Annotated in this window: 12 protein-coding genes; 8 read left to right on the plus strand and 4 right to left on the minus strand. The window is 72.4% G+C overall.

Features of this window, described 5'->3' with window-relative positions; translation table 11 throughout:
* Window positions 1-374: 374 nt before the first annotated feature.
* Window positions 375-2057, minus strand: a complete 1683-nt coding sequence (locus OG898_RS22915) for an MFS transporter (RefSeq protein WP_250740258.1) — start codon at window positions 2055-2057, stop codon at window positions 375-377.
* A gap of 243 nt (window positions 2058-2300) precedes the next feature.
* On the opposite strand from OG898_RS22915, the gene OG898_RS22920 reads away from it, so the two are divergent.
* Both OG898_RS22920 and OG898_RS22925 read left to right on the plus strand, forming a co-directional pair.
* Window positions 2301-3416, plus strand: coding sequence for a hypothetical protein (locus tag OG898_RS22920; RefSeq protein ID WP_250740259.1), 1116 nt, complete (start codon window positions 2301-2303; stop codon window positions 3414-3416).
* Window positions 3417-3675: 259 nt separating this feature from the next.
* Window positions 3676-4839: a phosphatase PAP2 family protein gene (locus OG898_RS22925; protein WP_250740260.1), complete on the plus strand. Its 1164-nt coding sequence runs from the start codon at window positions 3676-3678 to the stop codon at window positions 4837-4839.
* 336 nt (window positions 4840-5175) lie between these two features.
* On the opposite strand, the gene OG898_RS22930 is transcribed toward OG898_RS22925, so the two are convergent.
* A complete protein-coding gene (locus tag OG898_RS22930) occupies window positions 5176-6168 on the minus strand; it encodes a YafY family protein (protein WP_250740261.1) in 993 nt (330 codons plus the stop codon).
* A gap of 120 nt (window positions 6169-6288) precedes the next feature.
* On the opposite strand from OG898_RS22930, the gene OG898_RS22935 reads away from it, so the two are divergent.
* The gene (locus OG898_RS22935; protein ID WP_250740262.1) at window positions 6289-7458 is read left to right on the plus strand and encodes an acyl-CoA dehydrogenase family protein; all 1170 of its coding nucleotides are present in this window, start codon (window positions 6289-6291) and stop codon (window positions 7456-7458) included.
* Between the two features lie 66 nt (window positions 7459-7524).
* On the opposite strand, the gene OG898_RS22940 is transcribed toward OG898_RS22935, so the two are convergent.
* Window positions 7525-7977 (minus strand): cell division protein SepF, encoded by a 453-nt coding sequence (locus OG898_RS22940; RefSeq protein ID WP_214947996.1) that lies wholly within the window; start codon window positions 7975-7977, stop codon window positions 7525-7527.
* 283 nt (window positions 7978-8260) lie between these two features.
* On the opposite strand from OG898_RS22940, the gene OG898_RS22945 reads away from it, so the two are divergent.
* From OG898_RS22945 to OG898_RS22965, 5 genes are all read left to right on the plus strand, one after another.
* The gene (locus OG898_RS22945) at window positions 8261-9412 is read left to right on the plus strand and encodes a DUF5685 family protein (protein ID WP_266958965.1); all 1152 of its coding nucleotides are present in this window, start codon (window positions 8261-8263) and stop codon (window positions 9410-9412) included.
* Between the two features lie 385 nt (window positions 9413-9797).
* On the plus strand, window positions 9798-10679 hold the full coding sequence (locus tag OG898_RS22950) for a S1 family peptidase (RefSeq protein WP_250740264.1): 882 nt from the start codon (window positions 9798-9800) through the stop codon (window positions 10677-10679).
* 155 nt (window positions 10680-10834) lie between these two features.
* Window positions 10835-11650 carry a DUF1684 domain-containing protein gene (locus OG898_RS22955; protein ID WP_266958968.1) on the plus strand — a complete coding sequence of 272 codons (816 nt, stop codon included), beginning with the start codon at window positions 10835-10837 and terminating at the stop codon, window positions 11648-11650.
* Between the two features lie 198 nt (window positions 11651-11848).
* Entirely contained in the window at window positions 11849-12673 is an 825-nt protein-coding gene (locus OG898_RS22960) for a S1 family peptidase (protein WP_250740397.1), read from the plus strand.
* 117 nt (window positions 12674-12790) lie between these two features.
* Entirely contained in the window at window positions 12791-13270 is a 480-nt protein-coding gene (locus OG898_RS22965; protein ID WP_266958969.1) for a hypothetical protein, read from the plus strand.
* 20 nt (window positions 13271-13290) lie between these two features.
* Here the strand turns inward: OG898_RS22965 and OG898_RS22970 are convergent, their stop codons facing one another.
* Window positions 13291-14187, minus strand: a complete 897-nt coding sequence (locus OG898_RS22970) for a DUF4231 domain-containing protein (RefSeq protein WP_250740267.1) — start codon at window positions 14185-14187, stop codon at window positions 13291-13293.
* Between the last annotated feature and the right edge of the window lie 41 nt (window positions 14188-14228).

The raw sequence follows: 14228 nt of genomic DNA on the forward strand, positions 1-14228 counted from the left end.
TGCCGCCCGGGGGCGCTGTGGCCCCGGCTGCGCCGGGCGTGCTGCCTCCGGGGGCGTCGGGGGCGCCGTCCCCGGTGCAGCCGTCCGTTGGTCCCGGCTCGGTGCGGGGATCGCGGGTGTAGGTGGTGGGTGGGTGCGGGTGGTTCGGCCCTGCGGGGCGGAGTCCCCTACCCGCCCTTCGCCCGTTCCCCGGGGGTGCGCCCCGGACCCCCTGGGGCTCCGCCCCGGACCCCGCGCCTCAAACGCCGGCGGGGCTGGACATATCCAGCCCCGCCGGCGTTTGAGGCGATCTTTTCAGCCCGTCCGGCGTTTGAGGACCGGGTCCGGGCAGAGCCCGGGGGACTCCGCCCGCATCGGCCCGCCGTGCGGAGGGGTCAGGCCGGGTGGCCGATCGCCGGGTCGTGGTCGGGGGAGGGCTGGGCCGGGATGCGGGCGCCCGTGGGTGCCGGGCCCGGCTGTGCCGGGAGGCGGACGGGGGCCGCCTCGGCGTCCGCGCATTCCATCGTGCGGGGGAGCTTCAGGGCCATCGCCGCGCCCGCCAGCAGCAGGGCCGCGCTGACGACCAGCGTCACGTGCAGACCGTGGACGAAGGAGTGGCGGGCGGCCGAGAAGAGGGACTCGCCCGCCGGGCCGCCGAGCCGCGCCGCGATCTGGTAGGCCTCGCCCAGCGAGTGCGAGGCTCCGGCCGAGTCGGCCTGCGACACCCCGGGGACCGATGCCAGGCCGGGTGCGTAGGCCGCGTTCATCACGCTGCCGAGCAGGGCGATGCCCATGCCCGCACCGAGCTGGTAGGAGGTCTCCCCGATGGAGGCGGCGCCACCGGCCGTCGCGGCCGGAGCCTCGCTCAGCATGGACTCGTAGGCCGCGAACAGGGTGGTCTGCAGGCCGAAGCCGAGGAGGATGAAGCCCACGGTGAGGAGGACCGGGCGGTCGTGCTGTCCCATGAGGGTCAGGAGGAGCACCGCGAACGCCGTCAGGACGAAGCCCAGCGAGACCATCCTGCGCGGCCCGGTCCGGGCCAGCGTGTACGAGCCGGTCGCGCCCGCCGCCATCGCGGCGAAGGTGAGCGGCAGCAGGCGCAGCCCGGTCTCCAGCGGGCTCAGGTGCAGCACGAGCTGGAGGTACTGGACGGCGATCAGCTCCAGGCCGACCAGCGCCAGCATGGCCAGCACGATGCAGCCCACGGAGGTGGTGAAGGCCGGCCGGGAGAACATCCGCATGTCGATCAGCGGGTGCGCGCGGCGCTTCTGGCGCCGGACGAAGAGCACCAGCAGCGCCGCCCCGATCAGGAGGGGGACCAGTGCCTGCGGGTCGACGAGCTGGCGCTCCGCACCGAGCCGCTTGACCCCGAGGACCGCGCCGAGCACACCGCCCGCGGCCATGAGCGCGCCGAGCACGTCCCAGGGGCCGTCGGAGGAGCCCTTGGACTCGGGCAGCAGCCACCGGCCCAGCGGCAGGATCATGATCATGAGCGGGATGTTGATGAGGAAGACCGAGCCCCACCAGAAGTGCTGGACCAGGAAGCCGCCGAGGACGGGGCCGCTGGCGGCGCCGACGGCGGCCACGGCCGTCCAGATGCCGATGGCCAGGGCCCGCTCGCGCCGGTCGGGGAAGACCTGGCGCAGGATCGACAGGGTGGCCGGCATGATCATCGCGCCGCCGACGCCCAGCAGGGCGCGGGCGGCGATCAGGACCTGGGCGTTGTCGGCGAGGGCGGCCAGGGCCGAGGCCGCGCCGAAGAGCCCGTAGCCGAGGAGCAGGATGCGGCGGCGGCCGACGCGGTCACCGAGGGTGCCGAAGAGGATGAGGAGGGCCGCGCAGACCAGCGGGTAGGCGTCGACGATCCAGAGGAGTTCCATCGGGCCGGGACGCAGGTCTTCGGTGACGGAGGGAACGGCGACGTGCAGGATCGTCGCGTCGAGCGCGACGAGCACCAGGCTCACGCAGAGGACCGCGAGGACGGCCCAGCGGTTGGCCCCGCCGGAGCCCGCGCCGAGTCGCCGCAGTCGCTGCCAGGGGGAAGGGTTCCTGTCGCCGGTCACGTTCGTCCCCGACATGCATGTACCTCCCAGGTGATCCCTCGCACTCGGCGGACCAGCGTCTTTCGGGGCCACGGATGGGGAGGGTGGCGTCCTACGGGGTCCGGCGTCGACACGCGAGTGAAGAGTCAGCGTACGCGAGTTCGGCTGTCCGACACGTGGTCAAGCTCTCATCCCGCCGCCGGCTGCGCTGTGGTGTGCGCCACTCGTTCCACCTCGGCCCTTCCTGCCCGGGCGCGACTGCCCCGGACCTCGATAATCATGCCCGTGAAGGATCTTGGATTTCGCCGGGCCGCGCCCGCTCTGACCGTGTTCGTGGCGGTGCGGCTGCTCGGGCTGACCGTGCTCGCGGTGTGGGGGGCGGCGGCCGGCAGCAGCGCGCACACGCTGCTCTCGGCCCGCTGGGACTCCCTCTGGTACGCCCGCATCGCCGCCGAGGGGTACGGGTACGAGGTGGCGCTCCCGAACGGCGACGTCCACTCCAACCTGGCCTTCTTCCCGCTGCTGCCCTGGCTGGAGCGGCTGGTCTCGGCCGTCACCGGGCTCGGCCACGGATCCGCCGGCCTGGTGGTGTCGGCGCTCGCCGGGCTCGCCGCGGCCTGGGGGATCTTCGCGGTCGCCGAGCTCGTCCACGGCCGCCGGGCCGGGGTGTTCGCGGTCGCGGTCTGGGCCGCGCTGCCCGTCGGGATCGTGCAGTCGATGGCGTACAGCGAATCGCTGTTCACCGCGCTGGCCGCCTGGAGCATCTACGGGGTCCTGCGCGGGCACTGGCTCACCGCCGGCCTGCTCGCGGCCGGGGCGGGACTGACCCGCCCGGTCGGCGCCGCCGTGGTCGCGGCGGTGTGGGTGGCCGCCGCCCTGGCCCTGCGGGGCGGGGAGCGCTCCTGGCGGCCGGTGGCGGGGGCGCTGCTGGCGCCGCTGGGCGCGGCGGCGTACGTGCTGTGGGTGGGCGCGTACACCGGGGGCGGCCTGACCGGGTACCTCGACGTACAGGGCGGCTGGGGCAACGGCTTCGACGGCGGCCTGGCGTTCGCCCGGTTCATCGGGGCGCGGCTGGCCTCCCCGGCCTTCGCCGCCGGGATCGGGCTGATCGCCGGGGTCGCGCTGGTGCTGTGGCTGTACGCGCTCTGCGTGCGGCGGCGCCTGCCGGTCCCGCTGCTCGTGTACGCCGGGATCGTGGTGGCGCTCGCCCTGTGCGCCTCCGGGTACTTCGGCTCCAAGCCGCGGCTGCTGCTGCCGGCCTTCCCGCTGGTGTTCCCGCCGGCGGTGGCGCTGGCCCGGTGGCGGACGGGCCGGGCGGCCGCCGTCCTGGGCGCGGTGGCCGCGGCCTCGGCCGTGTACGGGGCCTTCTGGCTCAACGGCTCGGGGCCGCCGTAGGCCGTGGCGGGAGGGTCCGGCGGCCCGAGATCACGGAATGGAGCGTTCCGCTCCATCTTTGGGCAAAACAATTGACCGGGAGCGATAAAGGCGGCCTAAGTATGCGAGGAAAAGATCGGAGGAAGGGACCTTCCCTGCTCCAACCAAAGGATGAATACCGGGAATTAAGTCCCGCGTGAGACCAACTCCACATCACATGGTCATCACAAAGCCCGTGATTCGACCGGGGTGCCCATCGGCGCGCGGTAACGTCGATTGAGTGCGTACCGACCAAATCCTGCCCAGACTGGAGCGGGTGTTCGCCCGGCTGGACCGGGAACCAGAGCGACCGGCTCATCTGCAAACACCGCGGATGAGCCGGCACCGCGTCGTGCTCCTCGGAGCGACCCTCGGCATCTACCTGGCGATCGTGATCGCGGTCCTGACCACTTCCTGGCTCGTCCGCCTCGACTGGCAGATCATGTTCTTCCGGCCGTACGAGCAGTGGCCGCAGCTGCACGCCTTCCTCGACTACCTCGTCGTCCTCGGACAGCGCGGCCCCACCGCGGTCATGGTCGCGGCCTGGCTCGGCTGGCGGTCCTGGCGGCAGCACACCCTCCGCCCGCTGATCACCCTCGGCGTGGCGCTGCTGCTGCTCAACATCACCGTGGGCGCCGTCAAGCTCGGACTGGGCCGGCTCGGCCCGCACTACGCCACCGAGATCGGCTCGGCCGAGCTCTTCGCGGGCGGCGATATATTTCCTTCGGGCCACACCGCCAACGCCGTGGTGACCTGGGGAATCCTGGCCTACCTGGCCTCCACGGTGGTCACCCGGCGGGTGCTCTCCCTGGTCTCCGCCGTGGTCTCCCTGAGCGTCGGCGCCACCACCGTCTACCTCGGCACCCACTGGGTCAGCGACGTGCTGCTCGGCTGGCTCGCCGGTCTGCTCGTGCTGCTGGCGCTGCCGTGGTTCGAGCCGGCCATCGCCATGGCCGAGGCCTACGTCTTCGACCTGCGCGCACGGCTGCGCAGCCTCGTGGAGGCCGGGCAGGTGCCCGAGGGCCTCACCGGGCTGCTGGTCCCGCTGCTCTCGGCCGGCGGCAAGTGGCAGCTGGAGCGGGCCGCCGCGGAGCCGTCCGAGCGTCAGCCGGCGCAGCCCGCACAGCCCGTGGTCGTGCTGCGGCAGCCGGGGACCGCCGAGGCCGCACAGGTTCCGGTTCCGGCATCGGCGCCGGCTCCCGCCCCTGCTTCCGCTTCCGCTTCCGCATCCGTGCAGACCGCGGGGCACCAGCCGGCCGCCCGGCCCGCCGCCCACCTCTCCGGCCGCCCGCACCTGATCCGTTCCGAGCGGACCCCGGGCGCCCCGGCCGGCAGCCGCCGCCCGGCCCATGCGGAGCGCGCCCCGGCGCGCGGCGCGGCGCCCCGCCCGGCCACCGGCGGCTGAGCCGGACGGTACGCACCCCCTCCGCTCGCGCATCCACGGCGGGCCCCGGTCGACGACCGGGGCCCGCCGTGCTGCGTCCGGGACGGCCGCGGGCCTTTCGCAGCCGGGCCCGCCGCGAAAGGCCCGGAACGTCAGCGGCGCGCCCGGACGTTCCTCCATACCGGGTCACGCTTGTGTCACGGATTGTCGACAGTCCTCCACGGCGGAGTTCGTCTGGACCTTTTATTTCCCGTCCCGCGACACGCCCGGGGGGAATTCTGTTTCGAATTCCCCCGGAACTTCACGGAATTGTGGGCGGAGTGCACTCCGGGCGCACTCCCGGCACCCTCCGCTTCCTCACAAATCCTTCACTTCTCCGGCCGCTTCACGCGGTTCCAGTGACCTGCCGAGCCGATCTCGCGCGGCCCGGATCCGGTCCGTCAGCTCGGCCGGCTCGACGACCTCGAACTCACACCCGATCATCATGATGTGAATCACGAGGACATCGAGGTTGACCGCCCCGGTGCGCAGGATGCAGCTCTGCTCGTCGAGCGGCTCCAGGGTCCCGTCGGCCGGCCCGACGATCCGCGCCGCCTCCTCCTCGGACACCCGCAGCCGGACGACCGCGCGGGCCGCGTACACCCGCTGGGAGATGCCCCGGGAGACGTACGCGGCGAGGTCCTCGGCGGGCGGTGGGCGCGGGGTGAAGCGCGGTCCGTGCGGGGGCCTGGGCTCGATCCGGTCCACCCGGAAGGTCCGCCAGTCCTCCCGGTCCAGATCCCAGGCGACGAGGTACCAGCGGCGCTCGCTGCACACCAGCCGGTGCGGCTCGACGGTCCTGCGGGTGACGGTCCCCCCGTGGTCCCGGTAGCCGAAGCGCAGCCGCTCGGCGTCACGGCAGACGCCGGCCAGCTCGGTCAGCACGGAGGAGTCGACGGTGGAGGCGCCCGCCCCGCGGAACATGGGCACGGTGAACCGGTTGAGCGCGGACACCCGGGCGCGCAGCCGGGACGGCAGCACCTGCTCCAGCTTCGCCAACGCCCGTACGGATGCCTCGCCGATGCCCTCCACGCCGTTCCCGGCGGCGGTCCGCAGCCCCACGGCCACCGCGACGGCCTCGTCGTCGTCGAGGAGCAGGGGAGGCATCTCGGCCCCGGCCCCCAGCTGGTAGCCGCCGCCGGTGCCCGGACTCGCGTTCACGGGGTAACCGAGCTCCCGCAGCCGGTCCACGTCGCGGCGCACGGTCCGCGCCGTCACGCCGAGCCGGCCGGCCAGGTCGGCCCCGGTCCATTCCCGGTGGGCCTGCAACAGGGACAACAGGCGCAGCAGCCGCGCGGAAGTATCGAGCATGTCCGCAGTCTGCCCCCAGGACCGGGACCGGGGTCACACCGGAAGCGGGTGGACCGCGGACCGGCGGACCGACAAACTTGCGGCGCTAGGTTTTGTGATCCCGGTCTGCCAGGAGGCGCAGTGTCCTTCGTTCCCACCGACCCGCTCGGGCTCGACGAACTCCTCACGCCCGAGGACCTCGCGATCCGGGACACCGTCCGCGGCTGGGCCGCCGACCGGGTCCTGCCGAACATCGCCGAGTGGTACGAGAACGGCGAGCTGCCCGGGATCCGGGAGATCGCCAAGGAGCTCGGCGCCCTCGGCGCCCTCGGGATGTCGCTCCAGGGATACGGCTGCGCGGGCGCGAGCGCCGTCCAGTACGGGCTCGCCTGCCTGGAACTGGAGGCCGCGGACTCGGGGATCCGCTCGCTGGTCTCCGTACAGGGCTCGCTCGCGATGTACGCGATCTGGAAGTACGGCTCCGAGGAGCAGAAGCAGCGGTGGCTGCCCGGCATGGCCGCGGGCGAGCTCATCGGCTGCTTCGGGCTGACCGAGCCGGACGTCGGGTCGGACCCCGGCGCGATGCGCACGCACGCCAAGCGGGACGGCTCGGACTGGGTGCTGAACGGCCGCAAGATGTGGATCACCAACGGCTCGGTGGCCGCCGTGGCCGTCGTCTGGGCGCAGACCGAGGAGGGGATCCGCGGGTTCGCCGTCCCCACGGACAGCGCCGGCTTCTCCGCCCCGGAGATCAAGCACAAGTGGTCCCTGCGCGCGTCGGTGACCAGCGAGCTGGTCATGGACGACGTACGGCTGCCCGCCGACGCGGTGCTTCCGGGCGTCACCGGACTCAAGGGGCCGCTCGGCTGTCTCAGCCACGCGCGGTACGGGATCGTCTGGGGATCCATGGGTGCGGCGCGCGCCAGCTTCGAGTCGGCGCTGGACTACGCGAAGACGCGCGAGCAGTTCGGCAGGCCCATCGGCGGCTTCCAGCTCACGCAGGCCAAGCTCGCGGACATGGCGCTGGAGCTCCACAAGGGGATCCTGCTCGCCCACCACCTGGGGCGGCGGATGGACGCCGGGACCCTGCGGCCGGAGCAGATCAGTTTCGGCAAGCTCAACAACGTCCGCGAGGCCATCGAGATCTGTCGCACCGCGCGGACGATCCTCGGTGCCAACGGGATCTCCCTCGAATACCCCGTCATGCGGCACGCCACCAACCTCGAATCGGTCCTCACCTACGAGGGCACCGTCGAGATGCACCAGCTCGTGCTGGGCAAGGCGCTCACCGGGCTCGACGCCTTCCGCTAGGCCGGGTGCGGCCACAGGATCGCCGGGAGGGCCGGAAGGAACCGCGGGCGGCCGGTGAGGCCTTGCTCAGCTCTGGTTGAAGAAGTCGCGCGAGCGGCCGCCGGACTCGCCGCTCACGATCTGGGTGTCGGCCGGGGTCAGCAGGAAGACCCTGGTCGCCACCCGCTCGATCGAACCGCGCAGACCGAAGGTCAGACCGGCCGCGAAGTCGACCACGCGCTTCGCGTCGCCCGGGTCCATCGAGGACAGGTTCACGATGACCGGGACACCGTCGCGGAACAGCTCGCCGATGCCGCGGGCGTCGCGGAAGCCGTCCGGGGTGACCGTCGCGATGCGGCGGCCCTGCTCGACGGCGGACTCCGACGCCACCTTGACGCGCGGGTCCGTGACCCACTGCTCGCCGGGGCCGACCACCGAACCCCCCTGCGGGGCCTCCGCGTAGTCGTCGTCGTAGTAACGCTCGTCGTCGCTGTCCTCTACGAGACCCAGCCAGGCACTCGCCTTGCGCACCGAACCCATGGACGCCTCCTTTCATCGCGGTCAGTTCTGTCTTGTCTTCCGCGTCCCTATCGTCGTCCATGATGCTGACAACGCGCCAAGTGGATAGTCGCCGCGCAGGGGTTTCGTGACGGTACTGGTGCAGAACATCCGTTGCACCGTCAAGGATCCCGGCGGGTACCGCTGCTGACTGAGTGAAAATACGACCAGTGCAGCCGTACGGGTGAGGGACGGGGGCGTACGGGTGACGGCCGGTCTCGCTACCATGCCCGTCGGCACGCGTATGACACACGGGGGAATCGTTTTGTTCGGCATCGTCAGACCCTGCACGCATCGGCTCGGGGAGCGGTTCAAGACGGAGTGGATGGCCCATCTCTGCGGGCTGTGCCTGGCACTTCGGGGGGACCACGGCCAGTTCGCGAGGATCGTGACCAACTACGACGGGCTGCTCGTCTCCGTTCTGACGGAGGCTCAGTCCGGTCCCGCCCCGGGCTCCCGGCGCACCGCCGGTCCCTGTCCACTGCGCGGGATGCGCACCGCGGCCGTGGCCAACGGCGAGGGTGCGCGGCTCGCCGCCGCCGTCTCGCTGGTCCTGGCCTCCGCGAAGGTGCGCGACCACGTGGCCGACCGCGACGGCCTGTTGGCCCGCGCCCCGATCGCCCTCGCGGCGCGCCGGGTGGCCCGGGGCTGGGACCGGGCGGGTGCCCGTACCGGGGCCTCGCTCGGCTTCGACACGGCCGTGCTCGTCGACGCCGTGGACCGGCAGGCGGGCATCGAGACCCTGGCCGGAGCCGGCACGCCGGTGCTCGTGGTGACCGAGCCGACCGAGACCGCGACGGCCGCCGCCTTCGCCCATACCGCGACCCTCGCCGGTCGGCCAGGCAACGCCCCCGCGCTCGGCGAGGCGGGACGCTACTTCGGGCGGCTCGCGCACCTGCTGGACGCCGTCGAGGACCAGGCCGCGGACGCGGCGGCGGGCGCCTGGAACCCGCTGACCGCCACCGGGACCCCGCGTGCCGAGGCGCGCAGGCTGTGCGACGACGCGCTGCGGGGCATCCGGCTGGCGCTGCGGGAGGTGGAGTTCGCCGACGCGGGACTCGCCCACCGGCTGCTCGTGCACGAGCTGCGCACCTCGGTGGACCGGGCCTTCGGGACGGCCGGCTGCTCCCACACGGCGACGGGTGCCGGGCCCGAGGGCTCCTTCGGCCCGCCCCCGGTGGACTTCGGCCCGCCGCCGGCGCCCCCGCGCAAGCCGCGCCGAGACCTGCTGCCGGGCTGTGCGGTGGCCATCGGGCTGTTCTGCACGTGCCAGATGTGCTGCACCGAGCACGAGGGTCCGTGGTCCCGGGAGAAGAAGGACCCGTGGTGCGATGCCGGCGACTGCTGCGACGGCTGTGACTGCTGCGGTGACTGCGGGTGCGGGGACTGCTGCTGCTGTCCCTGCGACGGCTGCTGAGGACGTTCGGGCTCCGCTTCGGCCCCGGCTTGGCTGCGGATTGGTTCCGGCTTGGTTTCGGGTTGGCGCGGGTTCGGCCCGACGCTTCCGGCCATCGATAGGTTGGGGCGATTTCCAGCCGTTCCGGGAATCGGTGCGTGAGGGGTGTGCGCACGGCCTGGGCTGCGACGAGGGAGCGTCTCGGCTGCGATGGTCAACGCGGAGCGGACAGTGGCTTGAAGTGGCCCTTGCCTCACGTGCCTGGTGCCGGAAAACCTTCGATAGCATTTACGGGGTTTGTCAGGGGCACGGCGAACGGCGATCTGCCGACGGCGGTTCCTGATGACTACACAAGCTCGGGCACCGCACCTGCCCCGGGCTTCGATTTCCTTCGGGAGGACAATAAGTGACGATCAAGCGCATCTTCCGTTCCCGGCTCTTCGCCGCGGCCGTCGGTCTGACCGCCGTGGCCACCCTCGCGGGTCCCGCGGCGGCGGCAGAGGACCCGAACGGCGGCAGCGTCAACGCCGACCTCTTCGCCGCCGTGGACGCCTCGCTCCTGCGGGCCGACGTCCCCGGCACCGCGTGGGGTCAGGACCCCGAGACGGGGGCCATCGTGGTCCAGGCGGACTCCACCGTCTCGGACGCGAACATAGAGAAGATCAAGAAGGAGGTCGGGGGGAACTCGGCCGTGCGCGTCGAGCGGACCCACGGCAAGACCTCGATGCTGACCAGCGGTGGGGACGGCATCTGGACCACCTCGTGGCGCTGCTCCCTCGGCTTCAACGTGCGCAAGGGCACCACGTACTACGCCCTGACCGCGGGTCACTGCGTCAAGGGTGCCGGCACCTGGTACACCAACTCGTCGCGGACCACGAAGATCGGCGGGAACGTCGGTGCCAGCTTCCCGGGCAACGACTACGGTCTCATCCGCTACGACAACAAGGCCCTCAAGCACTCGGGCAGTGTCGGTAGCCAGGACATCAAGACCGCCATCAACGCCACGGTGGGCCTGAGCGTGAAGCGCCGCGGCAACACCACCGGCACGCACGGTGGCAAGGTGACCGGCCTGAACTGGACGGTGCACTACAGCAGCGGTGAGACCGTCAAGGGTCTGATCAAGACCAACGTCTGCGCCGAGCCCGGCGACAGCGGCGGCCCGCTCTATTCGGGCACCCGTGCGGTCGGCCTCACCTCCGGCGGCAGCGGCAACTGCACTGCGGGCGGTACCACCTACTTCCAGCCCGTCAAGGAAGCGATGGCCCGCTGGGGCGTGAGCGTCTACTAAGCCGCACGCACCCCGCTTCACCGCTTCACCGCTTCATCGCTGGACCCCCTCCCGCCTGCCGGGTGGGGGTCCAGTGCGTTGGTGTATGCGTGCGTTCGTGGCCATTGGCGGGCCTTTCGGTTTCCGGCCCGGCCGGTGTGGAAGGGTTGAGCGGCATGAGCGCTGACGCAGAAGATCCGATCACCGCCTGGAAGCGGTGGCACGAGCATCGGGTGGACACCGTGTCCGCCCCCTACGGGCCGCTCGCACTGACCGGCACCTTCTGGCTCGCCGATTACCCGGAAGGTCGAATTCCGGCCGTTCCGGGGCGCTGGCGGGCCGCCGCCGGAGGCGTGACCCTGACCGCGGGGCCCGAGGACGGGATCACCCTGGACGGCGAGCCCTTCGCCGGCTCCGCCGTCCTGGCCGCCGACGAGGCCCCGCCCTCGCACGCCCGGCTCGCCGCCGGGGAGGTACGGCTCGTCGTGATCCGGCGCGAAGGGGACTGGGCGGTCCGCGTGTTCGACCCGGCCGCGCCGGGACGCGCGGCCTTCACCGGGATCGAGGCCACCCCGTACGACCCGGCGTACGCGGTGCCGGGACACTTCTCCCCGTACGGCGAGGACCGGACGGTCCAGGTCGAGAACGTCGACGGACGGACGCGCGGGCTCGGGCTGGGCGGTGAGCTGAGCTTCTCCTTCGCGGGCGCCCGGCACGCGCTGCGGGTCGCGGTGGACGAGGAGGACGGCAGTCTCCGGGCGGTCATCGGCGATGCCACCGGGGGTCGTTCCAGCTACCGCTTCCGGTTCCTCAAGCCCGGAATCCCCGCCGCCGACGGCTCCGTCACCGTGGACCTCAGCCGGGTCCAGCTCCCGCCGTGCGCCTTCGCGGACCACTTCGTGTGCCCCTTCCCCCCACCGGGCAACACCCTGCCGTTCGAGATCGCGGCGGGCGAGAGGCGGCTGAAAGGCGCCCTTGCTAGCGGTATCTGACGCCAGGAGACTCCCGTCAGCGTCTCTCGGGGCTTGTCAGGGGCACGTCGAACGGCATCCTGTTCCGCCGTGCCCCCGGCCGCCCTCCACGGGCTCCGGCACCACCCACCCCGCCGGGCCTCCGATCCCCACTCGGGAGGACGACAAGTGACGATCAAGACCATCATCCGTTCCAGGCTCTTCGCCGTGGCCACCGGTATGGCCGCCGTGGCCGCCCTCGCGGCGCCCACGGCCGCGCACGCCGACGGCGGCTTCAGCGCCGACCGGCTCGCCTCCGCCGGCGCCTCGGTCCTGCGCGCCGACGTCGCCGGCACCGCCTGGCACACCGACCCCGCCACCGGCACCCTCGTGGTCACCGCCGACTCCACCGTCTCGGCGGCCGACATCGCCAGGATCCGCAGCGAGGCCGGAACGAACGCGGCCGCCCTGCGCATCGAACGCACCCCCGGCAAGCTGAGGAAGCTCGTCTCCGGCGGCGACGCCATCTACGCCTCCGGCTGGCGCTGTTCGGCCGGCTTCAACGTGCGCAGCGGAAGCACGTACTACATCCTGACCGCCGGACACTGCACCGACGGCGCGGGCACCTGGTGGACCAACTCCGCCCGCACCACCGTCATCGGCCCCACCGTGGGCTCCAGCTTCCCGAACAACGACTACGGGCTCGTCCGCTACGACAACGCCGCCGTCGCCCACCCCGGGACCGTCGGCAACCAGGACATCACCAGCGCCATCAACGCCACCAACGGCCTGGCCGTCACCCGCCGCGGCTCCACCACCGGCATCCACAGCGGCTCGGTGACCGGGCTCAACGCCACCGTGAACTACGGCGGCGGCGACGTCGTCTACGGGATGATCCGGACCAACGTCTGCGCCGAGCCCGGCGACAGCGGCGGCCCGCTCTACTCCGGCACCCGCGCGGTCGGCCTCACGTCCGGCGGCAGCGGCAACTGCTCCTCGGGCGGCACCACGTTCTTCCAGCCCGTCGTCGAGGCGCTCAACGCGTACGGCGTGAGCGTGTACTAGACCCCGCTCCGGGGCCGCGCCACGGACCCGTGCGCCCCCGCCGCACCCCTGGACGTCCTCCCGCCTTCTGGGAGGATGTCCAGGGCGTTCGTGTCCACGGGGGGAGCGGGTTTCTGCATGAAGCGAATCGGCGTGACCGGGCACCGGTCGATTCCGGACGAGCTGCTCGGCCATGTGGAGGAGGGCCTGCGGGCCGTACTCGGGGGCCACGAGGGGCCGTTGGAGGCCCTCTCCAGCCTCGCCGAGGGAGCGGACCAGCTGTTCGCCGCCATCGCGCTGGAATACGGCGCCGACCTCACCGTGGTCATCCCCAGCGGGGACTACGAGGAAGGCTTCGAAGGCACCGGCGCACTGGACCGGTACCTGGGGCTCAAGCGCCGGGCCGCCCAGGAGATCCGGATGGACTTCGCCCGCTCCACCGACGAGGCCTACTACGCGGCCGGTACCTACATCGCCGACTCCTGCGACCGCCTCGTCGCCGTCTGGGACGGACTGCCCGCCCGCGGGCACGGCGGCACCGCCGAGATCGTCGCCTACGCCCGCGCGCTCGGCAAACCCGTCACCGTGATCTGGCGGGCGGGCGTGGCCCGGGACTGAGGCCACGCCCGCCCGGCGCGTCAACTGCTGTGCCGGGCCAGCCAGTCCGTGTGCTGCGGGGACACGTACCGCTCGGTCTCGTAGACCGCGGCCGGCCACTGCGTCTCGGTGATCGTCGTCTGCATCACGACCATCATCGCCGAGAGGTCCTGCTCGATCAGCGTGTGCGCCTCGATCAGCGGGTGGTGGCGCCGCACCTCGTTCCAGGCGATCCCGGCCGTCGCCGCCGCGCTCAGCAGCCCGGTCAGCTCCGGCCCCGGACCCGAACCGAACGCCCCGAAGAGGGCGAACAGCAGCGCCAGCACGGTCAGCAGCACGATCGACCACGACCACAGGGCCGTCGCCCGCCGGGACACCTCCGTCTTGCGCTGGTACCAGTTGCGTTGCTCGATCAGCCGGTCACGGACGTACGTCTCCCTGCGGACCTGGTAGTCGAGCCCCCGCAGCCGGAACATCGCACCGGTGATCTCCCCGCCCTCCGGCACCAGCCCGGCGGTCCGCGGATCCTCCCAGCCCATCTTCCTCAGTTCGTTCAGTCCCGCCTCCAGGCGGGTCCGGTACGTCTCCTCGACGCCCGGGACGTCACTGCCGAAGGGCGCGCCGTGGACGGCGTACCGCCAGGCCAGCGACTTGATGAACTCAGCGGCGCTGCGGTTGAGCTGCCACTGCGGGCGGGCCCGGCGCCGGGTGGCCCGTACGCCCACGCCCAGCACCCCGGCGTAGGCGAGCACGCTCAGGAGCCCGGACAGGTACGCGGAGCCGGCCTTCGGCCCCGCGGGCAGTGCGGCGATCGCGGCGGCCACGACGAGCAGCATCAGCTGGGCGCGGGTGGCCTGGGTGGACTCCCGCTGCCGGGAGATCGCCGCCTGGTCGGTGTGGTGGAAGAGGACCGGCAGGTCCTCGTTGCGAAAGGTCATGCTGTCACTCACAGCGAACCCCCCAGTCTGCTGTTTCTGCG

Origin of the sequence: Streptomyces sp. NBC_00193, from assembly GCF_026342735.1 — a bacterium.
Taxonomy (GTDB): domain Bacteria; phylum Actinomycetota; class Actinomycetes; order Streptomycetales; family Streptomycetaceae; genus Streptomyces; species Streptomyces stoeckheimensis.